General features: G+C 64.1%; 25 protein-coding genes, 1 tRNA gene and 1 pseudogene. 10 read left to right on the top strand and 17 right to left on the bottom strand.

Going from position 1 to position 23,804, the window contains the following annotated elements:
• Nucleotides 1-3: 3 nt before the first annotated feature.
• From fdxH to O0882_RS16945, 7 genes are all read left to right on the top strand, one after another.
• Entirely contained in the window at nucleotides 4-924 is a 921-nt protein-coding gene (fdxH, locus tag O0882_RS16975; RefSeq protein WP_289949802.1) for a formate dehydrogenase subunit beta, read from the top strand.
• A complete protein-coding gene (locus O0882_RS16970) occupies nucleotides 914-1,585 on the top strand; it encodes a formate dehydrogenase subunit gamma (RefSeq protein ID WP_289949800.1) in 672 nt (223 codons plus the stop codon). Before fdxH ends, O0882_RS16970 begins: the two co-directional genes overlap by 11 nt.
• Nucleotides 1,586-1,694: 109 nt before the next feature.
• The gene (fdhE, locus tag O0882_RS16965; RefSeq protein ID WP_289949865.1) at nucleotides 1,695-2,741 is read left to right on the top strand and encodes a formate dehydrogenase accessory protein FdhE; all 1,047 of its coding nucleotides are present in this window, start codon (nucleotides 1,695-1,697) and stop codon (nucleotides 2,739-2,741) included.
• Entirely contained in the window at nucleotides 2,738-4,147 is a 1,410-nt protein-coding gene (gene selA, locus O0882_RS16960; RefSeq protein ID WP_289949798.1) for an L-seryl-tRNA(Sec) selenium transferase, read from the top strand. The genes fdhE and selA overlap by 4 nt, the downstream gene beginning before the upstream one ends.
• Complete coding sequence (gene selB, locus O0882_RS16955) at nucleotides 4,144-6,099, top strand: selenocysteine-specific translation elongation factor (protein WP_289949796.1); 1,956 nt, start codon at nucleotides 4,144-4,146, stop codon at nucleotides 6,097-6,099. Before selA ends, selB begins: the two co-directional genes overlap by 4 nt.
• A gap of 179 nt (nucleotides 6,100-6,278) precedes the next feature.
• Nucleotides 6,279-6,374: transfer RNA gene (locus O0882_RS16950), tRNA-Sec, on the top strand.
• A 154-nt stretch (nucleotides 6,375-6,528) separates the two neighbouring features.
• The gene (locus O0882_RS16945; protein WP_289949795.1) at nucleotides 6,529-7,242 is read left to right on the top strand and encodes a transporter substrate-binding domain-containing protein; all 714 of its coding nucleotides are present in this window, start codon (nucleotides 6,529-6,531) and stop codon (nucleotides 7,240-7,242) included.
• Nucleotides 7,243-7,256: 14 nt separating this feature from the next.
• On the opposite strand, the gene O0882_RS16940 is transcribed toward O0882_RS16945, so the two are convergent.
• From O0882_RS16940 to fur, 7 genes are all read right to left on the bottom strand, one after another.
• Entirely contained in the window at nucleotides 7,257-7,997 is a 741-nt protein-coding gene (locus O0882_RS16940; protein ID WP_289949794.1) for a GGDEF domain-containing protein, read from the bottom strand.
• Between the two features lie 3 nt (nucleotides 7,998-8,000).
• Nucleotides 8,001-8,399, bottom strand: a complete 399-nt coding sequence (locus tag O0882_RS16935; RefSeq protein WP_099763155.1) for a DUF1987 domain-containing protein — start codon at nucleotides 8,397-8,399, stop codon at nucleotides 8,001-8,003.
• 22 nt (nucleotides 8,400-8,421) lie between these two features.
• Entirely contained in the window at nucleotides 8,422-8,979 is a 558-nt protein-coding gene (locus O0882_RS16930) for a SiaB family protein kinase (protein WP_071076508.1), read from the bottom strand.
• Nucleotides 8,980-9,044: 65 nt separating this feature from the next.
• Complete coding sequence (locus O0882_RS16925) at nucleotides 9,045-10,253, bottom strand: SpoIIE family protein phosphatase (protein ID WP_289949791.1); 1,209 nt, start codon at nucleotides 10,251-10,253, stop codon at nucleotides 9,045-9,047.
• A 180-nt stretch (nucleotides 10,254-10,433) separates the two neighbouring features.
• A complete protein-coding gene (locus O0882_RS16920) occupies nucleotides 10,434-11,024 on the bottom strand; it encodes an NAD(P)H-dependent oxidoreductase (protein ID WP_289949789.1) in 591 nt (196 codons plus the stop codon).
• A gap of 59 nt (nucleotides 11,025-11,083) precedes the next feature.
• Entirely contained in the window at nucleotides 11,084-11,449 is a 366-nt protein-coding gene (locus tag O0882_RS16915; protein ID WP_289949787.1) for a MerR family transcriptional regulator, read from the bottom strand.
• Between the two features lie 74 nt (nucleotides 11,450-11,523).
• On the bottom strand, nucleotides 11,524-11,964 hold the full coding sequence (gene fur / locus O0882_RS16910) for a ferric iron uptake transcriptional regulator (RefSeq protein WP_219888990.1): 441 nt from the start codon (nucleotides 11,962-11,964) through the stop codon (nucleotides 11,524-11,526).
• 240 nt (nucleotides 11,965-12,204) lie between these two features.
• On the opposite strand from fur, the gene O0882_RS16905 reads away from it, so the two are divergent.
• Nucleotides 12,205-13,101: a LysR family transcriptional regulator gene (locus tag O0882_RS16905; protein WP_289949781.1), complete on the top strand. Its 897-nt coding sequence runs from the start codon at nucleotides 12,205-12,207 to the stop codon at nucleotides 13,099-13,101.
• Nucleotides 13,102-13,246: 145 nt separating this feature from the next.
• A complete protein-coding gene (locus tag O0882_RS16900; protein WP_289949777.1) occupies nucleotides 13,247-13,864 on the top strand; it encodes an OmpW family outer membrane protein in 618 nt (205 codons plus the stop codon).
• 77 nt (nucleotides 13,865-13,941) lie between these two features.
• Here the strand turns inward: O0882_RS16900 and O0882_RS16895 are convergent, their stop codons facing one another.
• From O0882_RS16895 to O0882_RS16850, 10 genes and pseudogenes are all read right to left on the bottom strand, one after another.
• Nucleotides 13,942-14,769, bottom strand: coding sequence for a MetQ/NlpA family ABC transporter substrate-binding protein (locus tag O0882_RS16895; protein ID WP_289949776.1), 828 nt, complete (start codon nucleotides 14,767-14,769; stop codon nucleotides 13,942-13,944).
• A 25-nt stretch (nucleotides 14,770-14,794) separates the two neighbouring features.
• Entirely contained in the window at nucleotides 14,795-15,469 is a 675-nt protein-coding gene (locus O0882_RS16890) for a methionine ABC transporter permease (RefSeq protein ID WP_289949775.1), read from the bottom strand.
• Nucleotides 15,462-16,271, bottom strand: coding sequence for a methionine ABC transporter ATP-binding protein (locus O0882_RS16885; protein ID WP_219134546.1), 810 nt, complete (start codon nucleotides 16,269-16,271; stop codon nucleotides 15,462-15,464). The genes O0882_RS16890 and O0882_RS16885 overlap by 8 nt, the downstream gene beginning before the upstream one ends.
• 186 nt (nucleotides 16,272-16,457) lie before the next feature.
• On the bottom strand, nucleotides 16,458-16,883 hold the full coding sequence (locus O0882_RS16880) for an energy transducer TonB (RefSeq protein WP_289949863.1): 426 nt from the start codon (nucleotides 16,881-16,883) through the stop codon (nucleotides 16,458-16,460).
• Nucleotides 16,884-17,198: 315 nt separating this feature from the next.
• Nucleotides 17,199-17,609, bottom strand: a pseudogene (locus O0882_RS16875) (YbaN family protein); the annotation flags it as partial.
• Nucleotides 17,609-18,226 (bottom strand): biliverdin-producing heme oxygenase, encoded by a 618-nt coding sequence (locus tag O0882_RS16870; RefSeq protein WP_289949773.1) that lies wholly within the window; start codon nucleotides 18,224-18,226, stop codon nucleotides 17,609-17,611. The gene O0882_RS16870 and the pseudogene O0882_RS16875, both read right to left, overlap by 1 nt.
• Before the next feature lie 35 nt (nucleotides 18,227-18,261).
• On the bottom strand, nucleotides 18,262-21,186 hold the full coding sequence (locus O0882_RS16865) for a TonB-dependent receptor (RefSeq protein ID WP_289949772.1): 2,925 nt from the start codon (nucleotides 21,184-21,186) through the stop codon (nucleotides 18,262-18,264).
• Between the two features lie 101 nt (nucleotides 21,187-21,287).
• Nucleotides 21,288-22,292, bottom strand: a complete 1,005-nt coding sequence (locus O0882_RS16860; protein WP_289949771.1) for a FecR domain-containing protein — start codon at nucleotides 22,290-22,292, stop codon at nucleotides 21,288-21,290.
• Nucleotides 22,289-22,813, bottom strand: a complete 525-nt coding sequence (locus O0882_RS16855; protein ID WP_289949770.1) for a sigma-70 family RNA polymerase sigma factor — start codon at nucleotides 22,811-22,813, stop codon at nucleotides 22,289-22,291. Before O0882_RS16855 ends, O0882_RS16860 begins: the two co-directional genes overlap by 4 nt.
• 79 nt (nucleotides 22,814-22,892) lie before the next feature.
• Nucleotides 22,893-23,120, bottom strand: coding sequence for a hypothetical protein (locus O0882_RS16850; protein ID WP_289949769.1), 228 nt, complete (start codon nucleotides 23,118-23,120; stop codon nucleotides 22,893-22,895).
• A gap of 26 nt (nucleotides 23,121-23,146) precedes the next feature.
• Here O0882_RS16850 and O0882_RS16845 point away from each other — a divergent pair, with 26 nt between their 5' ends.
• Nucleotides 23,147-23,713: a YceI family protein gene (locus tag O0882_RS16845; protein WP_289949767.1), complete on the top strand. Its 567-nt coding sequence runs from the start codon at nucleotides 23,147-23,149 to the stop codon at nucleotides 23,711-23,713.
• Nucleotides 23,714-23,804: the final 91 nt, after the last annotated feature.

Genomic DNA, 23,804 nt, shown 5'->3' with positions numbered 1-23,804 from the left:
ATAATGGCACTGCAATCCTTAGATATCCGGCGCCTGTCGGCGACCACGGTGACGCCGCCGCAAGCGCGCAGCCCGGTGACGGGCACCGTGGCCAAGCTGATCGATGTGTCGAAATGCATCGGCTGCAAGGCTTGCCAGACGGCGTGCATGGAATGGAACGACTTGCGCGACGAAGTCGGCGAAAACCATGGCACCTATGACAATCCGACGGACTTGACGCCGCAATCGTGGACGGTGATGCGTTTTGCCGAACACGAAGACAACGACGGCAACCTCGAGTGGCTGATCCGCAAGGATGGCTGCATGCACTGCGAGGATCCGGGCTGCCTGAAGGCCTGTCCGGCGCCGGGCGCCATCGTGCAATACACGAACGGCATCGTCGACTTCCACCAGGAAAACTGCATCGGCTGCGGCTACTGCGTGGCCGGCTGTCCTTTCGACGTGCCCCGCATTTCGAAAAAGGACGACCGCGCCTACAAGTGCACGCTGTGTTCGGACCGCGTCGCCGTGGGCCAGGAACCGGCCTGCGTGAAGACCTGCCCGACGGGCGCCATCGTCTTCGGCACCAAGGAAGACATGAAGGTGCATGCGGAAGAGCGCATCGTCGATCTGAAGTCGCGCGGTTTCGAGAACGCGGGACTGTACGATCCGCTGGGCGTGGGCGGCACGCACGTGATGTACGTGCTGCACCATGCCGACAAGCCGAAGCTGTATTCGAACTTGCCGGAACGCCCGCGCATCAGCCCGATGGTGGGCTTCTGGAAGGGCTGGTCCAAGCCGCTGGCAGTAGCCGGCATGGCGGCCACGGCACTGGCAGGCTTCTTCCATTACACGCGTGTCGGTCCGAACGAAGTGAGCAAGGACGAAGAGCACGAAGCCTTGGAAGAGGCCAAGCGCATCCGGGAGGAACAGCATGAAGCATAGTGACCTTCACGATGGCAAGCTGCGCGACAAGGATGGCAATCCCTTGATCGAACGCTACAACCCGAACGAGCGCACGAATCACTGGGTCACCGCCATCACCTTCGTCATGCTGGCCCTGTCCGGCCTGGCCATGTTCCATCCTTCGATGGCGTGGCTGGCGAATCTGTTCGGCGGCGGGCAATGGACGCGCATCCTGCATCCGTTTGCCGGCCTGGTGATGTTCGTCTCGTTCGCGATCCTGGTGGTGCGCTTCTGGCACCACAACAAGTTCGAGGACGGCGACAAGCAGTGGCTCAAGCAAATGGATGACGTGCTCAACAACCGCGAGGAAAAGCTTCCGAAGATCGGCAAATACAATGCCGGCCAGAAGATCCTGTTCTTCGTGTTGCTGGTCAGCATGGTCGGCTTGCTTCTGTCGGGCATCGTGATCTGGCGCGCGTATTTCGCGTTCTACTTCCCGATCGACGTGGTGCGCTTTGCCGCCTTGCTGCATGCCGGTTGCGCTTTTGCCATCATCTGCGCCATCATCGTGCACATCTATGCGGCGATCTGGGTCAAGGGCTCGGTCGGCGCCATGGTGCGCGGCACCGTCACCTACGGCTGGGCGCGCAAGCACCATCCGAAGTGGTTTGAAGCGGTGATGCGCAATACAAAAGACTAAGTTCTTGATATTGATGCCACCGGCATTACCCGGGGTCAGTCCCAGGACTGACCCCTTTCTTTTTATCGATTAAAATACTTTTACATCCCCTTTCTTGATGGGAACTCCATTGGTACAACGCATTCTTCAGCCAGGCGAAATCGAAGGCCTGGACCACAACGCGATTCCGCGCCTGCTGCTGCCGCAGCCTGACAGCCTGTTCAAGGCGCGCGCCTTGCGCTTGCGCGAACTGGCGCAAGGCAATATCAAGGGCATCCCCGTCGACGCGGGCATGCAGGGTTACCTGGTGCTGATGGCCGCGCTGGCCGACGCGCAGGCCGCCGTGGTGGGAAAACTGGCGCCCGGCGCCGTGCCCGCCGCCGACCCGGACGCGCTGCGCCGCGCGATGCAGCATCGCATGCCGGTGCTGCCCGTGAATGGCGCCCGTCCGCCCGTGTGGCGCGTCATCTTTGCCAGCCTGCTCGATGAATTGGCCGCCACGGCGGCCAGCCAGCCGGCATTGTCGGGCGGCCTGACCCAGGTGCTGGCGCAGCTGCGCGCGCTCGACGCGCCTGCGCTGGATGCCTGCGCCGATGCCGTGCTCGATGAAAACGGCGACAACCTCAATCCCATGCACGCGCCCTTCGTCGCCGCCGCGCTGCAGATTTTATGGTCAGTGTCGGCCAGCGAACTGCGCGCCGCGCGCGTGCCGGACCTGGAAACGGGCACCCTGTGCCCCGTCTGCGGTTCGCACCCCGTCGCCAGCGTGATCCGCATCGGCGGCCAGTCGCAGGGTTATCGCTATCTGCACTGCGGCATTTGCGAAAGCGAATGGCATATGGTGCGCGTGAAGTGTTCGACCTGCGAACAGAATGGCAAGATCGCCTACCAGGGCCTGGACGCGGCCGATGCAGCACCGTTCGACCCCGTGGCCGCCAAGGACGACAAATTGCCCAACAAGGCGAATGATCCGAAGAAGGTGGCGCGCGCGGAAACCTGCGACGACTGCCATACCTATCGCAAAGTCTTCAACCAGGAACACGATTACAACGTCGAACCGCTGGCCGACGATCTGGCCAGCCTGATGCTCGACCTGCTGGTGGGCGAAGCGGGCTACCAGCGCGCCAGCGGCAATCCGCTGCTATGGCTGGGTAAAAGCACGGAACAGCCGTCATGACGACGGGGCAAACCGTGCGCCTGCCGTCGGTCGACCGCATCCTGGGCGACGCGGCTTGCCTGGCCCTGATAGCACAGTACGGCCGCGTGCAAACCCTGGCCTGCGCGCGCGCCGTGCTGGCTGAACTGCGCACGGCCATGCTGGCCGGCGCAGTGTGCGAGGAGGGCGCATCGATCACCGCCATCGTCGCGCAAATGGCCGAACGCCTGGAATCGCAATCGCGCTCGCAGCTGCGCGCCGTATTCAACCTGACGGGCACCGTGCTGCACACGAATCTGGGCCGCGCGCTGCTGCCCGACGCGGCCGTGCAAGCCGTGGTGGAAGCGCTGCAGTGGCCGATGAACCTGGAATTCGACCTGGAGACGGGCAAGCGGGGTGACCGCGACGACCTGGTCGAGGAATTGCTGCGCGAACTGACGGGCGCCGAAGCGGCCACCATCGTCAACAACAATGCGGCGGCCGTGCTGCTGATGTTGAATACCTTGGCGCAGAATAAAGAGGTCGTCGTCTCGCGCGGCGAGCTGGTGGAAATCGGCGGCGCCTTCCGCATCCCCGACGTGATGACGCGCGCGGGCGCCGTGCTGCGCGAAGTGGGCAGCACCAACCGCACCCACCTGGCCGATTACGCCAATGGCGTGAATGAAGACACGGCCCTCTTGATGAAGGTCCATTGCAGCAATTACGCGATCACCGGTTTCACGAAAAGCGTGGAACTCGATGAACTGGTGCCGCTGGCATCCAAACATGGCGTGCCGACAGCCGTGGACCTGGGCAGCGGTACCCTGGTCGACCTGGCCCAGTATGGCTTGCCACATGAAACGACGGTGCGCGAAACCATCGAAGCGGGCGCCGACCTGGTCACCTTCAGCGGCGATAAATTGCTGGGCGGCCCGCAATGCGGCGTCATCGTCGGGCGCGCCGACCTGATCGCGAAGATCAAGCGCAACCCCCTGAAACGCGCGCTGCGCGTGGGCAAACTGACCCTGGCGGCGTTGGCCCCGGTGCTGCAGCTGTACCGCGCGCCGGACTTGCTGGCCGAACGCCTGACCACCCTGCGCCTGCTGACGCGCCCCGCGGCCGCCATGCGCGCGCAGGCGCACACCGTGCTGCCGCTGCTGCAACGCGCGCTGGGCATGCAGTACGTGGTGACGGCCGAAGCCATGCAAAGCCAGATCGGCAGTGGCGCCTTGCCCGTCGACCAGCTGCCCAGCTTTGGCCTGGCCGTGCGCAGCGCCCCGGACTCGCGCCTGAGCAATCCCCTGGGAAGGCTGGAACAGCGTTTGCGCGCCTTGCCGTGCCCCGTGATCGGGCGCATCGGGCAAGACACCCTGTGGCTGGATCTGCGCTGCCTGGAAGCGGCGCACGAGACGGCCTTCATCGCGCAGCTGGCCGAGTTATCCGCATGATCGTCGGCACGGCAGGCCATATCGACCATGGCAAGACGACGCTCACGCGCGCGCTGACGGGCGTGCACACGGACCGCCTGAAGGAAGAGCAGGCGCGCGGCATCTCGATAGAACTCGGCTATGCCTATCTGCCGCTGGCGGACGGCACGGTGCTGGGCGTGATCGACGTGCCGGGCCACGAAAAATTCATCCGCACCATGGCGTCCGGCGTGACGGGCATCGACTTTGCCCTGCTGGTGGTGGCGGCCGACGACGGCATCATGCCGCAGACGCACGAGCACCTGGCCATTTTGCGGCTGCTGGGCGTGACGCGCGGCGCCGTGGCGCTGACCAAGATCGACCGCGCCGATAGCGCCCGCGTGGCGCAGGTGGAGCTTGAGATCGAGGCGCTGCTGGCCGGTACGCCGCTGGCGGGTAGTCCCATCTTCCCCACGGCCGCCAGCCGCGACAACGATCCCGGCGTGGCGGCCTTGCTGGCGCACCTGACGCAGGTGTCGCGTAGCCTTCCGCAGCGCGATGAACGGCGCTTGTTCCGCCTCGGCGTGGACCGCGTGTTCACCTTGTCGGGGCAGGGCACCATCGTCACCGGCACGGCGCTGGCGGGACGCGCGCAGGTTGGTGACATGCTGCAGCTGGCGCCCGGCGGCGCGCAAGCGCGCGTGCGCAGCATCCATGCGCAGAACCGCGCAGCCGAGACGGGCATGGCAGGCCAGCGCCTGGCGCTGAACCTGGCCGGCATCGAGCGCGAACGCATCGAACGGGGCAACTGGATCGTCGCGCCGGAACTGGCGCAATGCTCGGAGCGCCTCGACGTGGAACTGACCCTGCTGCCCGACGCCGGCGTGCAATTGAAAGCCTGGTCGCCGCTGCATGTACACCTGGGCGCGGCGCACCAGCTGGCGCGCGCCGTCATGCTCGATGGCGAAACCCTGTCGCCGGGGCAGACGGGCAGGGTACAACTGGTGTTCGAGTCGCCCATGCACGGCGTGCCGGGCGACCGCTTCGTCGTGCGCAATGCGCAAGCGACGCAGACGGTGGGCGGCGGCATGGTGCTCGACCCGTTCGGCCCCGCGCGCAAGCGCCGCAGCCCGGCGCGCTTAAGCTGGCTGGACGCGCTGGCCGCTTTTGTCGCACAGGGCGATATTGCTGCCCTGCTGGCGCAAAGCCCGCTGGGGCTGCGCGAGTCCCTGCTGGTGCGCCTGTCGCTGTTGCCGGCGGGAGCCCTCGCGCTGCCGCCCGATACGCGGCGTATCGCCCTGCGCGGTGGCGACGCCCTGCTGCTGGCACCGCCAGCGTTGCTGGCGCTGGAACAGCGCGTGCTGGCCGCCCTGACGGTGTTCCATGCGCGCGCGCCCGACGAGGCGGGGCCGGAACTGTGGCGCCTGAAGCGCATCGTCGACGCGGAGATGGAAGACGCCTTGTGGAGCCATCTGGTCGAAGGCTTGCTGGCGCGCGGCGAGGTGCTGGCGCGCGGCGCCAGCCTGCATCTGCCGACGCACAGCGTGGAACTGACGCCGCAGGAGCAATCGCTGGCCGAGCCCTTGCTGGCAGCGTTGGAACAGGGGCGCTTCGAGCCGCCGTGGACGCGCGACCTGGCGCGCGACTTCGGCCTGGCCGAGGATGACGCGCGCCGGCTGTTGCGTAAACTTGCCAAGGCAGGGCAGATCAGCCAGGTGGTGCACGACCTGTTTTATCACCAGGCGGCGCTGGCCGAGCTGGCGCAACTGGTGCGCACTCTGACCGAAAAAGCGGAGCTGGACGAGAATCTGGCGCCCGGTTCCGGCGCCGTGGGCGCGGCCGCCTTCCGCGACGCCAGTGGTCTGGGCCGCAAGCGGGCGATCCAGGTCCTGGAATTCTTTGACCGCGTCGGTTATACTCGCCGTGTTGGCAATGGGCATCTATTACGTCCGCAAGCGCTGTGGTCCTATACCGCAGCCTTGGCCAACAGCTAAGTACTAAGTAGGGCGTAATAAATTATTGTGATTTCTGACTTCCATAACCGGCGCTCTGCGGCGTTGCCCGCTGCTAGCAGTGCTCGCACTGCGTCGCAGCGGGCGCCTTGCAGAGCATCCGGTTCTGTTTGTCATAACTTCACAATAATTTCCCACGACCTACTTAGCTCAGGCACCGCGGAAAGCACACTCATCCGGTGATGTGGCCGGGCTTCAAACCCGGTGGAGGGCGTCAGACGTTCTCCCGTAGGTTCGACTCCTACTGTTTTCCGCCAGTGATTCTTCCCTTTCCCCTGCATGCTGATCGTCCCGGCGTTGGCCTGTTGCCACGTTGCGGAAAATAAATGGTGTAATTAATAATATGCGGCGATGCTGGCGCGGGCCGATGGTAACATCGGCGGAAATCCCCTGTAGCAGATGAAAGCAAGCATGAAACAAGCAAGCATGGCACGGCTGCTGGCAGTGGCGCTGCTGATGCCGGCGCTGGCCGCGGCGGCTGGCCTGCGCATCGTCGGCGAGCACTTGCCGCCATCGAGCATGATGGAAGGCAATGTCGTCGTGGGACGCGAAACGATGAAGGTGCGCGACATCATGGCGCGCGCCGGCATCGCCTACAGCATCGAGTTGTTGCCGTGGAAGCGCGCGTATGCGCAGGCGCTGCGCGAGCCTGATACCTGCATCTTTTCCACCAGCCGCACGCAAGAGCGCGAAGCGCAATTTCGCTGGATCGGCCCCCTCAACGAAGCGGAATGGGTACTGTATGGCCTGGCCGAGCGGCATCTGACGCTGCGCACGCTGGCCGATGCGCGCGGCCTGGTGATCGGCACGGTGCTGGGCGACGCACGTGACGACTACCTGCGCCAGCATGGCCTGAACGTGGCGCCCGTGACGCAGGAGTGGCTCAATCCGCAAAAGCTGCTGCTGGGGCGCATAGACCTGTGGGCCGTGGGCATGGCGGTGGGCAGCAAGCCGTTTGCCGGCAAGGAGTGGGAGGGCAAGGTGGAGCCGCTGCTGACCTTTAATCGCGTGCAGACTTACCTGGCCTGTAACCTCAAGGTACCCGAGGCGCAGGTGGCTGCCATGCAGCGCGCCGCTGCCGCCATGCGCCGCGACGGCAGCATGGCGCGCGAGCATCATCGCTGATTCAGTGCACTGATTCAGCTCTCCAGCCACTGGCGCACGCAGTTGCGTCCTTCGCGCTTGGCCTGGTACAGGGCCTGGTCCGCATGGCTGTAGGCCGTCTCGAACGGCGTGCCGGCGCGGTTCCAGCTCAGGCCCACGCTGACGGTGATGGCGCGCGTGATGGGCGCCGCATGGCGCTGGCGGCCGACGCTCTCGCAGATGCGCTGCGCGATTTGCGCCGCCTCGTCGCGCGACGAGGTGGGCCAGACCACGGAAAACTCTTCACCGCCGACCCGGCCGATGGCCGTCTCCTGTCCCAATAATCCCTTCAGGCAGTCGACCACGGCCTGGATCACGCCGTCGCCGGCCGGGTGGCCGAAATCGTCGTTGACCTGCTTGAACAGGTCGATGTCGAGCACGATCAGGGCCATGTCGCCCTGCGACAGGCAGCGCGAAGCATGCTCGATCACGGCGCCGCGGTTCAGGGCGCCCGTCAGCGGGTCGTGCGTGGCGCGGTATTCGAGCTGGCCGGCCAGGGTTTGCAATTGCCGGTTCAGCAAATGCATGTCGCGCTCGGCGCGGTCGCTGCGGCCGATCAGGCGCCGCGTCTCGCGCATCAGCCGTTCGTAGTGATTGATCAGTTCACCGAGCACGCGGCGCTGCGCCTCGCCGCTGGCATGGACGTCGGCGTGCATGCGCCGCGCGGCAGCCAGCGCCGCCGCTTCCACGGTGAACAGGTCGGGTTCCAGGCCGGACTCGGAGATGGCGGCGTGCATGCTCTAGCTGCCTCGCACGGGATGGTCGCAGAAATCGAGCGCCGTGAAATCCTGCTGCAGCTCCTGGCCGAACTCCAGGATGGTGTCATCGTCTTCGTCGTGATACCAGTTCAGGCGCACCTGGTTGCCATCGATGGCCGCCTGGTTCAGGGTGTCGAACAGGGTAAACAGCATCTTTGTGCTGGAGCTGTTGAAGTAGGCCAGCGAGACGTTGACGGTGATGGCGCTCTCGCGGCAGGCGTCCAGATAGGCGCGCACGGTGGCGATCAGCGGGCCATAGAAGGCGGCCGCGTTTTCCGGATAGGACTCGCCCTTGATCGACAGGGTGTGCTGCTCGAAACGGAAGTCGATTTCGGGCGAACACGGGGTCGCGGCGATGAACAGTGGTGACGGTAATTGCATATGCTTTCCTGAGTCGGCTCTTTCAAATGATGGCTTTGATGCAGAAGATGGTGTGCCCCGGCTCCTGTGGGTCCTGGACGAATTCGAATTCCAGCGGCTCGCTGGCGTCGCGCGCCATGGTGAGAAAACCCAGGCCCGCGCCCTTGCTGTCGGCCGGCGCTTCCTCGCGCAGGGCCTTCTTGTAGGCGAGGCGGATTTCTTCCATCGTCATCGTGTGCAGCGGCTCCAGGCGGGCGCGGATCTGCGCCACGTTGTCCGTCGAGACGGGGTTGGCGCACAGCAGAAAGAAGCTGTCGCCGCGCGTGCCGATGCAAAACGAGCCGCGCCGCATCTGCTGGTCCAGCTGCGCATCGGGCGTCAGGCTGTCGGCGGAATAGTGCATGATGTTTTGCGACATCTCGATGAACGAGGAAAAGATGCGCCGCCGCGTGGGTCCGGCCGCGCCGGCCGTGTCGAGGCGCGCCTTGATGGTTTCGGAAATGGCGCTCACCACGTGCTGCGAGAAATAGCCCACGTAAAAAAAGATGATGTTGCGCTTGCGCGCCACATCCCAAAACTCGTTGAATTCTTCGTACAGCACGTCCGTGCTCCTGGCTAGCCGGTGTCCCGGTTTCTTGTTGATAATGTGGTTCGATGGCGCCAAAACTACAGGCGGAAACAGAAAAAGGTCAGGTCGTCGCGGCGCGGTTGCTTGCCTTGCCAGGCGGCGCTATCCTGCAGCAGCGCCGCCGCCACGTCGCCGGCGGGAGCGTCGCGCTGCGCCAGCAGCTGCTCGCGCATGCGCCGCTTGCCGTAGGCGATGTCGCGCGCGCCGCCGATCTGGTCGAGCAAGCCGTCGGTCGTGATGAACAGCAGGCTGCCGGCGGGTATGGCGAGCGTCTCGTTGTGCCAGCAGTAGCCGGGCGGCGTGTCGACATAGCCCACGCCCATGCGCGCGCCGTCGATGGCGCGCACGGCCTCTTCGCCCGGCACCACCACGTACAGCGCCAGTTTCGCCCCCGCGAAACGCAGGCTGGCGCTGGCGTCGTCGTAACACAGGAAGGCGCAATCCATGCCGTCGTTCGAACCGGCGTGATGGCCGCTGGCGGCGCCGTCCTGGCCCAGCAAGGTCTTGATGGAGCGGCTGACGGCGCCGATCAGGGCGGCCGGATCGCGCGGCCCCAGCTCGCGCAGTGCCTGGCTCAGGGCCGACGAGGCGATCAGGGTCATGAAGGCGCCCGGCACGCCGTGGCCGGTGCAGTCGGCGATGGCGGCGAACCAGCCGCCCGCGTGGCGCTCGAAGAAGTAAAAATCGCCGCCGACGACGTCGCGCGGCTGCCATTCCAGGTGCGCGTCGGGCAGGGTGGCGCGCAATTCCGCATCCGAGGTGCGCAGCCGGGCGCGCTGGATCACGCTGGCGTAATCGATGCTGTGCATGATTTGCCGGTTCTTTTCCGCCTGCATGGTGGCCACCACGTTCATCAGCTGCAAGCCGAAACCCACGCCGGCCAGCGCGCCATCCACGGTGATGATGAAGCCGTCGGCCAGCGCCTTTTCGCCCGCTTCCACGGCGCGGAAGGTGAGGTCTTCGATGCTCATGGCGCCATCGACGATCAGCGGTTCCTTGTCCATGAAGGCGATGCAGCTCTTCTTGCCGTACACCTCGTGATAGAAGGGCTTGGACATCTGCGACATGAAGATGTTGCGGCTGATCAGGCCGATGGGCTTCTGCTGCTCCGTGACTGGCAAGCTCATCATGTCGCGCCGTTCCGTGAATAGCTCCAGCACGGCGAAATTGCTGGCGTCGGCCTGCACCGATTCCGTGGGTATGCACAGATCGAACGCCACGGAGGTGCGATAACGGGGAAGATGCAATCGAGAAGCGTTGAACTCCACAGCGGCTACCTTTACATGACGAGCGGACCCTTGTTGTCGCGACGGCAAGGCGACTGACAAACAGGCAATATCATCATGGTAGCCCTGGAATGTGACGGCTTGATTACCAGCTTGTCAAAACCGTATGCAAGATGGCTGCATGGCAAGCTGTTGCGGGCCCTACAGGCGCCGGGCCAGCGCCTGCGCCTGCTCCAGCCAGCGCGCGCGCTGCACTTCGGTGGAATCGAGGATGGGGCCGAAGCTGGCCACCTTGACGGGCTTGACGCCGCAAAATTCCAGCGTCGTCTTGCGCAGCTGGTGGATGCCAGGCATGTGGTAAACCCAGCGGAAATACCAGGGCGGCGTGTCCATCGTCACCAGGAGCTGGGCCGTGCGGCCCTTCAGCAGCTGGGCCGGGAAAGCCTTGCCCGGGCGGTACTTGAAGGCAAAGCCGGGCAGGAAGACGCGGTCGACAAAGCCCTTCAGCAGGGCCGGCACGCCGCCCCACCAGATGGGGTAGGCGAACACCAGGTGTTCGGCCCAGCTGATGGCTTCCTGGGCTGCCAGCAAGTCCGCTTCCAGCGGCTGTACCTGGCGGTAGCCTTCGTGCAGGATGGGGTCGAAGTCCAGCTGGCCCAGGCGCAGTTCGCGCACGCTGTGGCCTGCGTTGCGGGCCTTGGCGGCGTAGGCTTCGGCCAGGGCGGCGCAGAAACTGTCGCTGGACGGGTGTCCGAGGAGAATGAGAATGCGCTTCGGTGTAATGTTGCTCATGCTGCAGGCTTTCTATAAAAGAACAGCTTGCATGCTAAAGCCTGCCCCTAGTGGCAGAGTCAAGCGGCCGCTGGAAGGTGCTGGCGCGTCAGGCAGTCGCGGATTTCCGTGTCGATGTCGGCCAAATGCGCGTCGAGCTGGCGCAGGCGGGCGAACTCCTGCTGTATCTGTGCGCGCTTGGCGGCGATGTGCTGCGACAGAGCGGCCCAGTCCGTGTCGTCGCCGGCCAGGATGGGCAGCAGTTCGGCCAGGCGGAAGCCCAGCGCTTGCGCCTGGCGTATCAGTCTGACTTGCGCCAGGTCTTGCTGCGTGTAGACGCGGTAGGCGCCCGAGCGGCGCACGTCGCCCAGCAAGCCCAGCGCTTCATAGTGGCGCAAGGCCTTGGGCGAGGTGCCCGTCAGGCGGGCGATTTCTCCGATGTACATGCTTGTCCCTGGTTGAGCTGCGGCGCACGCAGTGTAGCGCAGGTGGCTTGCCAGGCGCTACCTTGCGCGCCGCCTCAGGAGGCTTTGCGCGGCGGGACTTTCTTCGCCGTGCAGTCGGCGCAGGTGCCGTACAGGGACAGCGCGTGCTCGTGCAGCACGAAGCCCCGCTCGGTGGCGATCTCGTTCTGGCGCAGTTCGATGCCTTCATCGACGAATTCATCGACCTTGCCGCAACCCGTGCAGACCAGGTGATCGTGGTGCTGGCCTTCATTCAGTTCGAAGACGGCATGGCCCGATTCGAAATGCCGGCGAAACAAAATGCCCGCTTCGGCAAACTGCATCAGCACGCGGTAGATGGTGGCCAGGCCCACGTCGATTTTTTCAGCCAGCAAGAGTTTGTAGACATCGTCCGCACTCAGGTGTTTGATGCCCCCTTCTTGAAACAGCTGCAGAATCCGCAAGCGGGGGATGGTCACTTTCAAGCCCGATTCACGCAGTTCCCTCAATATATCCATGTCTCCCATTCCTTTTTGTAGTCGCTGAGCGAGGTACACCATTATATCGCAAATGATAATCATTACCATTCTCATGTGTGTGCTGGAGATAGTATGCTGCGCGGGCCGGCGCTCATCCAGTGACATCGGCGCAAGTGGCCATTGCGTGGCGGGCAACTTGTAGCAGCAGTCCTCGTTGCGGATGGAAAAGTGGCGCTCGAATCGCTACACTGTGCAGCAGTCAATAACAATGGAGGGGGCATGGACCGATTTGATGCGATGCGTCTGTTTACCCGCATCGTCGAGTTGCGCAGTTTCACGCAGGCGGCGCATGACCTTGGCTATCCGAAGGCCACCGTCACGCATGCGATCAAGCAACTCGAAGCGCGGCTGCGCGTGCGCCTGCTGCAGCGGACCACGCGGCAAGTGACGCCCACGCCCGATGGCGAGGCGTATTATCAACGCTGCGTGCGCCTGCTGGCGGACCTGGAAGAAACGGAAGCCGTGTTTTCCTCGGCGATGCAGCAGCCGGCCGGCAAGCTGCGCATCGACCTGCATGCGATGCTGGCCATGCATTTCGTCCTGCCCGTGCTGGATCGGTTCTGCGCCCGCTATCCCTTGATCGAACTGGAAATCGGCATGGGCGACCGCCTCGTCGACCTGGTGCGTGAAGGCGTCGATTGCGTGCTGCGCGTGGGTGAATTGAGCGACTCGTCGATGGTGGCGCGCCGCGTGGCGCTGCTGGAACAGCTGACGTGCGCCAGCCCCGCCTACCTGGCCGCGCACGGCACGCCGCAGAATCTGGCGCAGCTCGATGGCCACCGCGCCGTCAATTTCTTTTCCGCCCAGACGGGCAAGGTCTGGCCCTTCGATTTCAAGGTGGCTGGCCAGCGCCACAGCGTGGCTTTGCCGGGCACGGTGTCCGTCAATAATGCCGACGCGTATCACGCCTGCTGCCGCGCGGGCCTGGGCCTGATCCAGGCGCCCCGCTACCACCTGGAACAGGCGCTGGCCGCCGGCGAGCTGGTGGAAGTGTTATCGGCCATGCGTCCCGACCCGCTGCCGGTGTCCGTGCTGTATCCCCATCAGCGGCAACTGTCGCCGCGCGTGCGCGTGTTTGCCGACTGGCTCGCCAGCCTGTTTGCCGAGGTGGTTTGATTTTGCAATGCCGCATTTTCTTGACCTTGGTAAAGAAAAAAATCCCTCTGATGATGCCATCTAGCACTATTTGATGTGGATCAAAGTTTTTGTTGCACTGCACTCTTAGACTTCGCAGCGTTACTTAACGACAGAGGAAAACATAATGAAAACGTCCGCAACTGCAGCAGCAATCGTCCTGGCCGCCATCGGCGCATTCGCCGGTAATGCAATGGCGCAGGAAAGCCCATGGCTGGTCCGTGCCCGCGCCGTGCATATCGATCCGGCCAACAAATCCACGCCGGTCTTGGGCGCTGGCGCATCGGACACGATCCACGTCAGCAGCAAGACGATTCCTGAAATCGATATTTCGTATTTCTTCACACCCAACATCGCTGCCGAGCTGATCCTGACGTATCCGCAAAAGCATGACGTCACCCTGGGTGGCCAAAATATCGGCACGTTCAAGCATTTGCCGCCGACCTTGTCGCTGCAATACCACTTCATGCCTGAAAAACAGTTCAGCCCATACGTCGGTGCAGGCGTGAACTATACGAATATTTCGAGCGTGAAACTGCTGAATGGCGCTGGCCGCCTGGAGCATGACAGCTGGGGCTTCGCGCTGCAAGCCGGCGTCGACTACAAGCTGGACAAAAACTGGTCGCTGAACTTTGACATCAAAAAAGTACAGATCCGCAGCGACGTCTTCGTCGGTGGCGCCAAGGCCAGCGAAGTCAAGATCGACCCTGTCCTGATCGGCGTAGGCGTCGGCTACCGCTTCTAAATAGTGATGGCGCCCTCGGGGCGCAGGCAATAAAAAAGGACGGCTTCGCCGTCCTTTTTACGTTCGGTGCACGCCGTTTATTTTTTCAGCGTCTTTTCCAGCGCCAGTTGATAGTCCGTCTTTTCGTAGCCAGCCAGGTATTTGTTCGTCGCGTCGAGGAAGGCGCGCGAGCGGTAGGCCGCTTCCAGATCCTTGACCCATGGCTTGGCCTTGTCGGCCGTGCGGATGGCGACCAGGTTGATGTAGCTGTCCGAGATCTTTTCCACGGCGAGGGCCGACGTCAGCTTCATGCCGGCGGCCAGGGCGAAGTTACCGTTCACAAAGGCGTAGTCGGCGTCCGCCAGCGAACGCGGCAGCTGCGCCGCTTCCAGCGGCACCAGTTTCAGCTTCTTCGGGTTTTCCAGCACGTCGCGCTCGGACGCGCGCAGCGGGTCGACGTTCGGTTTCAGCTTGATCCAGCCCATCTTGGCCAGCATCACCAGCGCGCGCGCCTGGTTGGTCGGATCGTTCGGCATGGTGATGGTGGCGCCGTTCTTGACTTCCGCCAGGGTTTTTTGCTTGCCGCCGTACAGGCCGATCGGCATGGTCGGCACGGTGATCAATGAGCTCAATGGCAGCTTGTTATCGGTGGCGAACTTGGTCAGATACACGATGTGCTGGAACACGTTGGCATCCAGCGAGCCTTCGGCCAGCGCGTAGTTCGGCTGCACGTAGTCGTTGAATTCGACGATCCTGACCTTGTAGCCCTGTTTTTCCAGGATGGGCTTGATGCCCAGCTTCAGCTGGTCCGAATACGGACCGGAGCTGGTGCCGATGACGAGTTCTTTCGGGTCCTTGGCATGGGCAGCGGTGGCGAAGGCCAGGCTGGTGGCGGCCAGGAGCAGGGTGCGGCGAAGGTGGTTCATGTAGGTCCTTGTTTCTGAATTTGAATTAACGTTTGTCGAGGCGCTTGGCGATGCGCGTACCGGCGAACTGGATGGTTTGCACCAGCACGATCAGGATGGCCACGGTGACGACCATGATGTCCGTCTCGAAGCGGTAGTAGCCGTAGCGGATGGCCAGGTCGCCGATGCCGCCGCCGCCCACCACGCCGGCCACGGCTGAATACGACAGGAAGCTGATCGACAGCACGGTCAGGGCCAGCACCAGGCCGGAGCGCGCTTCCACCAGCAGCACGCGGAAGATGATCTGCATTTCCGAGGCGCCCATGGCGTGCGCCGCCTCGATCACGCCGCGCGGCACTTCGCGCAGGTTCTGTTCCACCAGGCGCGCCAGGTAGGGAATGGCGGCGAATGACAGGGGCACGGCAGCGGCCAGCGGGCCGATCGAGGTGCCCGCGATGATGCGTGTAAACGGCGTCAGGGCGACCAGCAAGATAATGAACGGGAAGCTGCGCACGGTATTCACCAGCCAGCCGAGGATCATCGACAACGGACGGTTTTCCAGCGACTGGCCTTCCGAGACGAGGAACAGCACAATGCCCAGCGGGCCGCCGATCAGGATGGCGGCGCTCAATCCTATGCCCAGCATTGTCATGGTCTGGCCCAGCGCCACCGAGATTTCCGGCAGCAGCTTGACGACGTTATTGATCGATTCTTCAAACATGTGTTGCATCCTTCCATGCGGTGGCTTCAAACGCCTCGGTACCGTAATACGCCAGCTCGCGTCCCAGCGCCGTCTTGCGCGGGGTGGCCGTGTCGCTCAAATCGAATTGTTCGGCGATGGCGCCGTTTTCCACGACAGCCACGCGGTTGCAGATGGCGCCCAGCACCGACAGCTCATGGCTGACGATGACGATGGTCACGCCGAGGCGCGCATTGATGTCGCGCAGGGTGTCGAGCAGGGCGCGCGTCGTTTCCGCGTCCAGCGCGGACGTCGGCTCGTCGCACAGCAGCACGTCGGGATGGCTGGCCAGGGCGCGAGCGATCGCCACGCGTTGTTTCTGCCCGCCGGACAGTTGCGCCGGATAGCTGTGCAGCTTGTCGGACAGGCCCACCAACGCCAGGCATTCCTCAACCCGGGCGGCGATCTGCTCGCCCTTGGTGGTGCCATGGATTTTCAAGGGGAAGGCGACGTTGTCGAAGACGCTGGCGTTTTGCAGCAGGTTGAATTGCTGGAAAATCATGCCGATGTTCTGGCGCGCGTCGCGCAATGCGCTCTTGCCCAGGCGGGTCAGTTCGCGTCCGGCCACGGTAATGGTGCCGCTGTCGGGACGTTCGAGCAGGTTAATCAGGCGCAGCAAAGTCGATTTGCCGGCGCCGCTCTTGCCGATCAGGCCGAAAATATCACCGGGATAGACTTCCAGCGTGACCGATTTGACCGCGTGGAACTGTTCGCCCTTGGGCAGCGCGAAGGTCTTGTTGGCGCCATCGATGCGAATCACCGGCGTACGGTGTGGTGTGGTCATGCAGTGTTTCCTTTTTTTATTGGACCGTGACAGGCTTGCTTGCAGGGGCCAAATCGCCCGGCCTGCCACGTCGGTTGCGTAGTATACCTCCGATCGTGTTATTACTCCTACGACAGAATCTTGCTTTGAATATGCAAATAATGTCTATATGGGTGTTTGGCGAGAGTAAAAGCGGTTTTTGTGCGATCAGCCGATGGAAAATTCGACGGGAATCGATAATTCCAGCGGGTCCGCCCGTTCCTTGGGGATGCGCGGCAGCGGCGCGGCCCGTTGCAAGGTGTCGAGCGCGGCCTGGTCCAACGCGGCGGAACCCGAACTGCGCTCGATGGCGGCCGCCAGCACCTGGCCGTCCCGGTCGATGCGGCAGCGCAGGTACACCACGCCCTGTTCCCGCTTCGCGCGCGACGCCGTCGGATAGCGGCGGAAGCGCTCCATGCGCGCCAAAACCTTGCCTTCCCAGCTAGATACGCCGCTGCGCTGCTCATGCGGCGCGGGCGGCAAGGCAGGCGAAGGTGGTGCCGCCGCGACAGACGCCGTGGCCGCCGGCACCGGCGAAACGGGGGCGTGGCGCACCTCGGCGACGGCCGCGACGGCCTCGGCCTGCGGCGGCATGGGCGCCGCATCGGGCTGTGGCAGTAAGAATTGCGGGATGGCTGGCGCTGCCTTTTTGGCAATGCTGCGTGAAGGCGCGGCGGCCGCGCTGACCTGTTCAGCAAGATTCTGCTCCAAAGGCCGCGGCGGGGCCGCCGCCGGCAGGTATAGCAGCATGGCCGGCTGCGCCGCGTCGGGCACGATGGCCAGCACAGGCGATGCCGGCGCGCGGTGGTACAGCGCCCAGCCCAGCAGCGCGCCATGCATGGCGAATACGGTGGCGATGGTCAGCGGACGGCGCCAGTCCGTCGGCGCTGCCTTTTCTTGCGTGCTTGCTGGCGCTGGCCCTTCCGGACGGCCCAGCAGGTAGATGATGACGGCGATCTCCATCGCGCCCACCAGGGCGATGACCCACCAGGGCGGATGGCCGAGGCACATGGCGACAAAGCCGATGGCCATGCCCAGGCAAGCGAGGGCCTTGCCGCGCCGCGATACGGCCCGGTGTTCGCGCCACTGGCGCAGCGGCGCGCCAAAGCGCGGATGGTGCAGTAGCCAGTGCTCCAGGCGCGGCGATGCACGGCTGAAGCAGGCCAGCGCCAGGATCAGGAAGATCGTCGTCGGCATGACGGGCAGCAGGGCGCCGATCACGCCGAGCGCCACCATCAGCATGCCGGCCGCCGTCCAGGCCCAGCGGCGCAGCCGTGCCGTGTGCGCTTCCGTGCTTGCCCGGGTCACTGGTTCCTCCATCAGGCGCAGGCCTCCACGTGGCCGTGCATGCGCAGGAAGGCGGCGCGCGCACCGTCGATGACGCGCGCTTCGCTTGCGTCATCGAGTACGGCCGTATCGAGCACGGATGTAAACTCGCGCCAGTGGCGCGCGCGCCCGTCCGGATGGCCTGCCAGGTGGCGCGCGCCGTGGTGTTCGTCCAGGCCGATCTTGCCGGCCAGTTTGTAGAGGATGGCCGCGCCCAGCTTCGAGCCTTCGCTCACATACAGCCATCCCAGTGCCGTGGCCAGGTCCAGCTGCGCGTCGAACGGCGCCGTGGCCGCATCGGCCGGCAGGGGTGTGTCGAGGTCGCGCAGGTCGGCCGCGATGCTGGCATAGCGGCGGCGCTGTTCGAGATCTGGCAGCAGGGCGGCCAGCTGCGCGTTGTCATACAGCGCGTCGACGTCGCGCAGGAACGCGTATTGCGCCTGCAGGAAGCGCGCGTAATTCTCTCGGCTGGAGAAGGGTGCGCTGGCCATGATGCGCTGGTCGAGCAAGTCGTGGGTGGCCATGGTGTCGGCTTTCAGGCGCTGGCTGCGGGTTGGCGCCGCGTTAATCGGTACGGCGTTGGAAATCGTGGTATCGCTTGCAGTGTGCATGGAATATCTGCTCTCTATTATAAGGATGAATCAAATTAGAAACGTACGCCGAGTGTGACGCGGGCCGTGCGGCCAGGTCCCGGCATCAGGCTCAGGGTCAGCGGATCGAGGTAGTAGCGGTCCGTCAGGTTGTCCACGGCCACGTCGACGGTGGCGTTGGGCGTGATCTTGTAGCTGGCAAACAGGTCGGCCAGCGTGTAGGCCTGCGTCAGCACTTGCGGCGAAGTGCCTGTCCACGTCTGCCATACGGCCTTGTCGTCCTGGCGCGCCAGCGGATGGCCGACATGCGTCAGGCGCGTGCCCACGGTGAGTTTTTCCTGCAGCCAGCGCGTGCCCAGGGTCAGGTTGGCGCTCAGCTTGGGCTGGATATGGTTGCTCACGTAGGAGCTGGTAAAACCGATGGGCGAGCAGTCCGGCGTATTCCAGATATCGGATTTCCAGCTGCTGGCCTTGCGCAGGTAAGCCGCCGTGGCCGCGTCGCAGATCAGCGTCTTGCGGTTCCAGGTGCCGGAGAAGTCGGCAAACATCGTGCCGCGGTCGTACGACGACTGCAGCTCGATGCCCGAGACGCTGTATTTGTCCGTGTTCGCCATGGAGAAATTCTGTGCGTAGGCCGGCAGGTCGGGTATCGGGCGGCGCGTGATATAGCCGTGCGTGACGTTGTCAAAGTACGAGACGCGCAAGCGCAGCTTGTCGGCCGCGCTCCATACGCCATCCTTGACCAGGCTCACGCCGATTTCGCGGTTGTGGCTGCGCTCGGGCTTGAGCGGCGACGAATAGGTGGCCGAAAAGCCCATCGTCGACTCGTACAGGCTGGGCATGCGCAAGCCGCGCGCGTCGCGCAGGAACAGGCTGACACTGTCGGACAGGCGCGCCGTCAGGGCGAAGGTGGGAGAAAAACCGTGGTCCTTGCGGCGAATCGGCGTGCTGTATTTGAACAGGCCGGGGATAGCGTCGCGGAAAACATAGCCGTTGCCGCTCCACTGGTCCACCTGCGACAGGTCCAGTGGCGCCGGCTCGGCGCCATAGTTTTCCACCATGCCGCCCACCAGCGCGGGATTGGTGGCGGGCGTGAACTTGCCCTGCGCATCCTGGTACCATTTCGCGGCGCCAAGCTGCTCGCCTTCCTTGTTCCACATGGTCACCCATTGCCAGCCCTGCGGCTGGTACTGCTGTTCCGCGCGGCGGTTGCGGTCGCGCGAATCGAAGCGCTGGAAGCGCCCGCCCGCGTCCACCGTCAGCCAGTCGCGCGCCTGCCACTGCAGCGAGGCGAACGCGCTTTGCTCGTGGCGCTTGCCGTTGCGCAGGGTGTGATTGGTGTTCAGGTCTTCGTCGAGGATGCGCACGCTGTCGGCCGGGCCGATATCCTCGTTTTGCAGCGACAGGCCGTATTCCAGCTTGAGCGCGCCCATGCTGGTGGCGAAGCGCGAGGTGTTGGCGATGTCCGCACCGACCCTGCGCGCCTGGTTCTTCGCCAGGTACAGCACTTCCACGCATTCCTTGCATTCATGGTCGCCGGGATTGGGCTTGCCCTCGAGCGGATTGCTGAAGATGTCGCCGTTGCGCGACTTGCTCTGCATGTCCGTCAGCCACAGGTTGGCCTTCAGGTCGATGAGGTTCTGGCCTTCCGGCTTCCAGTCGTAGCGGGCCGTCAGCGCGTTCGTGCGTACCTGGCTCGGGTCCCACTGCGGGATGCTGCCGGTGCTGTTGCGGTAGATTTGCGAGGGCATGATTTCGCCATAGCTGCTGTCGAAATAGCGGTAGCCCAGTTCCAGTTTCTGTTCGTGCGGCAGGCGCAGGTTTGCCTTCAGCAGGGCCGAAGTGGTGCGATTGGCGGTATTAAGCACTTCGTCGCCCTTCTTGAAGAACTGCGTCACGCCATTGTCGCCGCCCCACTCGTTGAGCAGCTGATAGCGCCCGAAGCCGCGCGTGCCGGAAAAATAATTACCGATGCTGCGGTGGCTGATGGCGGCCACCAGGTCGTAGTCGTCCTGGCGCGTGGCCACGGCGATGCTGCCAAAGCCGCTGCGCGGGTCGCCCAGCTTGTTGCGGTGCGTGCGTGGCGCGCTGCCGAAATCGCTGGGCGCCGTGACGCTGTTGTCCTGGATGCCGCCGCGCAGGCGCACGCCCGTGCGCTGGCCTGGCAGGATGATGTCCTCAGGGCGCAAGGTCTGCATGCTGACCATGCCGCCGATGGCGCCCGCACCCTGCGCCGACAGGTTCGGGCCTTTGTCGATGCGGATGGCGCTGATCAGGTCCGGATCGATGTAGCTGCGATCGGCGATGCCTGCGTAGCCGCGATAGACGGTTGACGATTGCAGGCTGCCGTCAATCAGCACGGGCACGCGGCCCTGGCCCTGCATGCCGCGCACGTTGACGTCAACGGCGCCGCTATTGCGGCTGTCGCCCACCTGCACGCCGGCCACGCCCTTGAATATGTCGGCCGGCGAAGTGCCGCGGAAGCGTTCGATCTGCTCGCGGCCGATGTACACGGAGGAGGCCTGCGTAGTGTAGGGCAGGTCGGCTGGATCCGTGTCGTCCGCCTCGAACAGGCCGCTGCCGCCCTGGCCGTTCACGCGCAGGGTGCCGATCTGCACCGCGCTGGCGGCCACGGGCGCGGGCGCGCTGATGATGATGGTCGTGCCGCCTTGCAGCTGCGCCTGCAGGCCGCTGCCGGCCAGCAGCTGGCGCAGCGCGTCCGGCAGCGAATGGCTCCCCTGCAGCGGGGCGCTCTGGCGGCCCTGCGTCAGGCGGGCGTCGGCCAGCAGCACCATGCCAGCCTGGCGCGCCAGTTCATTCAGCGCGCGACTCAAGGGCTGCGCGGGAATCTGCCACTCCACGACCGCCGCAGGTGCCGCCGTGGCGGCGTGGATGGCGGGTGAGGCGAGGGCCATGCTGATGGCCAGGAACAGGGGCGAGAGACGGGCATGCAAGGGATGGCGCGGTGGAGTCATGTGCATCGTTTTTCCTATGGTGATGTGTTGATCATTCATAGTTAAAACGAATGAGTATCATTTACCCTGACGTGCGGAATGCATTTATTTCGCAGCATGTGAAGGTGTCAGCGAGCGACGATATGCAGCTTGCCGTCCTGGCGCAGCAGGCGCACTGGCAATGCCAGCGGCAGGGCGGCGGCAAACTGCGCCGGCTGCCGCGCGTCGAAGCTGCCATTCAGGCGCATGCCCGCCAGGGCCGGGTCGTCCAGCTGCAGGCCCGTGTCGCCATAGCGCTCGAATTCGGCCAGCGCCTCGGCCAGGGTGGCGTTCTCGAAATTGAGCCGCCCGTCGCGCCAGTTGCCGACGGCTTGCGCGCTGACGCTGGCCAGCGCACCCATGCCCTGCGGCGTGACGGTGACCGTATCGCCCGCATGCAGCACCGTCGCCTGGCCGGCGCCCGTGCCTTCCACGCGCACCGTGCCCTGCGCCACGCTGACCTGCGTGGCGGCCCCCACGTGGCGCACGGAAAAATGCGTGCCCAGTACGGTTGCGGTGGCGCTTCCCGCCAGCACCTGGAACGGGCGCGCCGCGTCGGCGTGTACATGGAACATGGCCTGGCCGCGCAGCAGGCGCACGGTGCGCCGGTCGCGGTACAGGGCCACGTCGACGGCGCTGCCGCTATCGAGTTCGATGCGGCTGCCATCAGGCAGGATTTGCGTGGCAAACTGGCCGCGCGCCGTACTGTAATCATGCTGGAAGCCGGGCCGCTGCAAATGGCTGGCCAGCGGCCACGCCAGCGAGCCGCACAGCAGCAGGCAGCCGCCGGCCAGTGCGCCGCGCGGCAGGCTGCTGGCGGCAAGGCGGCATTGAGCCAGGCGCTGCCGCAGTGACATGGGCGCCGGCGCGGGCAGGGCGGGCTGGCTGAATGCGGCTACGCGCTGTGCGGGCAGGCTGGCCAGCAGCGCGTCGGTGCGGGCCAGTTCGTCCCAGGCCTGCTGGTGACGCGCGTCGGCCTCGATCCATTGCCGCAGTGCCGCCAGTTCGTGGGCTGTCAGGCCGTCGTCGTGGCGCAGCAGCCATTGCGCGGCCTGGAAGTCGATCTCGTCTGCCGTGGGAGTTGTCTGTGTCATGCGCTGTCTTTTCCAGTCACGCGGTCGGGCAAGCCTCTTTTGCAGGCGAGCATGCCGTTGATGATATGTTTTTCCACCATGTTGACGGAGATGCCCATCTGGGCGGCGATCTCGATCTGGCTCAGGCCATCGAACTTATACAGCGCGAAAGCCTGGCGGCAGCGCGGTGGCAAGGCGTCGATGATGGCCAGCAGGCGTTCCATGGTTTGCCGGTCGTGCAGCCGTTGTTCGGGTTCATCGGCGCGTGGCGCGCGCAGCTGCATGTGCGGCTCGTCGAGCGCGTCATGGGGCCGCCTCTGGCGCAAACGCTGTTCGTCGATGGCGATGTTCTTTGCCGTCACGTACAGCAGGGCGCGCTGGCCGCTGTCGGGCGGTGCGCCGCTGTGCAGCGCGTGGCCGCCCTGCGGCTTGCGCGCCAGGATGCGGGCGTAGGCTTCCTGCACCACGTCCTGCGCCTTGTCGCGGCAGCCCGTGGAGCGCGAAATCAAGCGCAGCAATTCCTGGTAATAGCGTTCAAGCACCGCGCATGTCCCCGTGATCAAAGCGCGCCATGATAGCAAGCCCATCAAATAATAACAAGAATCATTCTCATCTGATGCTTTATTTGAGGCGCCGGATAACGCTGGATATTTTTGGCAATGCAGACAATAATCGGCAGCAGAAGGTGCTGTCGTGGTCATCATCGTTGTTATTATCGATTTTATCGATAATAACTAGGTATATTTTGCGTTTTACATCGATCTTCATGCCATGCATAATCTGTTGTAACTGAAGCCAGACAATCAGCCGCATGCGTCGTTCGCCTGCAGCTGCTTGCGGTTTTGACATCCTCCACTCCCTATCAGGAATCCACAATGAAAAAACTGCTCGCTTTTATCGCCGCCGCCGGCTTCTCGCTGTCCGCTTTTGCCGCGCCTGAAGTCTATGTCATCGATGGCAGCCACACTTTCCCCCGTTTCGAGTACACCCACATGGGCTTCTCGACACAGCAAAGCCGTTTCAATAACACCACCGGCAAGGTCACGCTGGACCGCGCCGCCAAGACGGGCGCCGTCGAAGTGCTGATCGACACCAAGTCCGTCGATACGGGTTCGACCCTGTTCAACTCGCACATCCAGGGCGAAGACTTCCTCGACACGGCCAAATACCCGGTCGCCACCTACAAATCGACCAAGTTCAATTTCGACGGCGACAAGCTGGCCTCCGTGGACGGCAACCTGACCCTGAAAGGCGTGACCAAGCCAGTCACCCTGACCGTCACCTCGTTCGCCTGCGCACCGCACCCGATGCTGAAAAAAGACGCTTGCGGCGCCAATGCCACGGCCAAGATCAAGCGCTCGGAATTCAACGCCGGCAAATATGCGCCAGCCGTCAGCGATGACGTGACTTTGACTTTCGCTATCGAAGCGATCAAGCAGTAATTGTTGGCTGCATGATGCAAAATGGCGGCGGACTTCGGTCCGCCGCCATTTTTTTGTCATTGGTAGGTCGGATTAGTGCGGCAACGCCGCA

This window comes from Janthinobacterium sp. SUN073, from assembly GCF_030397665.1.
Classification (GTDB): domain Bacteria; phylum Pseudomonadota; class Gammaproteobacteria; order Burkholderiales; family Burkholderiaceae_D; genus Janthinobacterium.
The sequence above is the reverse complement of the archived record's forward strand: the minus strand, read 5'-3'. Positions and strand labels throughout refer to the sequence as shown.

Bases quoted from the DNA above. Each gene is read 5' to 3' on its own strand.
- fdxH (WP_289949802.1), top strand. From the start codon at position 4: ATGGCACTGCAATCCTTAGATATCCGGCGCCTGTCGGCGACCACGGTG.
- O0882_RS16970 (WP_289949800.1), top strand. From the start codon at position 914: ATGAAGCATAGTGACCTTCACGATGGCAAGCTGCGCGACAAGGATGGC.
- selA (WP_289949798.1), top strand. From the start codon at position 2,738: ATGACGACGGGGCAAACCGTGCGCCTGCCGTCGGTCGACCGCATCCTG.
- selB (WP_289949796.1), top strand. From the start codon at position 4,144: ATGATCGTCGGCACGGCAGGCCATATCGACCATGGCAAGACGACGCTC.
- O0882_RS16945 (WP_289949795.1), top strand. From the start codon at position 6,529: ATGAAACAAGCAAGCATGGCACGGCTGCTGGCAGTGGCGCTGCTGATG.
- O0882_RS16940 (WP_289949794.1), bottom strand. From the start codon at position 7,997: ATGCACGCCGCCATCTCCGAGTCCGGCCTGGAACCCGACCTGTTCACC.
- O0882_RS16935 (WP_099763155.1), bottom strand. From the start codon at position 8,399: ATGCAATTACCGTCACCACTGTTCATCGCCGCGACCCCGTGTTCGCCC.
- O0882_RS16920 (WP_289949789.1), bottom strand. From the start codon at position 11,024: ATGAGCAACATTACACCGAAGCGCATTCTCATTCTCCTCGGACACCCG.
- O0882_RS16915 (WP_289949787.1), bottom strand. From the start codon at position 11,449: ATGTACATCGGAGAAATCGCCCGCCTGACGGGCACCTCGCCCAAGGCC.
- fur (WP_219888990.1), bottom strand. From the start codon at position 11,964: ATGGATATATTGAGGGAACTGCGTGAATCGGGCTTGAAAGTGACCATC.
- O0882_RS16905 (WP_289949781.1), top strand. From the start codon at position 12,205: ATGGACCGATTTGATGCGATGCGTCTGTTTACCCGCATCGTCGAGTTG.
- O0882_RS16900 (WP_289949777.1), top strand. From the start codon at position 13,247: ATGAAAACGTCCGCAACTGCAGCAGCAATCGTCCTGGCCGCCATCGGC.
- O0882_RS16895 (WP_289949776.1), bottom strand. From the start codon at position 14,769: ATGAACCACCTTCGCCGCACCCTGCTCCTGGCCGCCACCAGCCTGGCC.
- O0882_RS16890 (WP_289949775.1), bottom strand. From the start codon at position 15,469: ATGTTTGAAGAATCGATCAATAACGTCGTCAAGCTGCTGCCGGAAATC.
- O0882_RS16885 (WP_219134546.1), bottom strand. From the start codon at position 16,271: ATGACCACACCACACCGTACGCCGGTGATTCGCATCGATGGCGCCAAC.
- O0882_RS16880 (WP_289949863.1), bottom strand. From the start codon at position 16,883: ATGCCGCCGCAGGCCGAGGCCGTCGCGGCCGTCGCCGAGGTGCGCCAC.
- O0882_RS16870 (WP_289949773.1), bottom strand. From the start codon at position 18,226: ATGCACACTGCAAGCGATACCACGATTTCCAACGCCGTACCGATTAAC.
- O0882_RS16865 (WP_289949772.1), bottom strand. From the start codon at position 21,186: ATGCACATGACTCCACCGCGCCATCCCTTGCATGCCCGTCTCTCGCCC.
- O0882_RS16860 (WP_289949771.1), bottom strand. From the start codon at position 22,292: ATGACACAGACAACTCCCACGGCAGACGAGATCGACTTCCAGGCCGCG.
- O0882_RS16850 (WP_289949769.1), bottom strand. From the start codon at position 23,120: ATGTCAAAACCGCAAGCAGCTGCAGGCGAACGACGCATGCGGCTGATT.
- O0882_RS16845 (WP_289949767.1), top strand. From the start codon at position 23,147: ATGAAAAAACTGCTCGCTTTTATCGCCGCCGCCGGCTTCTCGCTGTCC.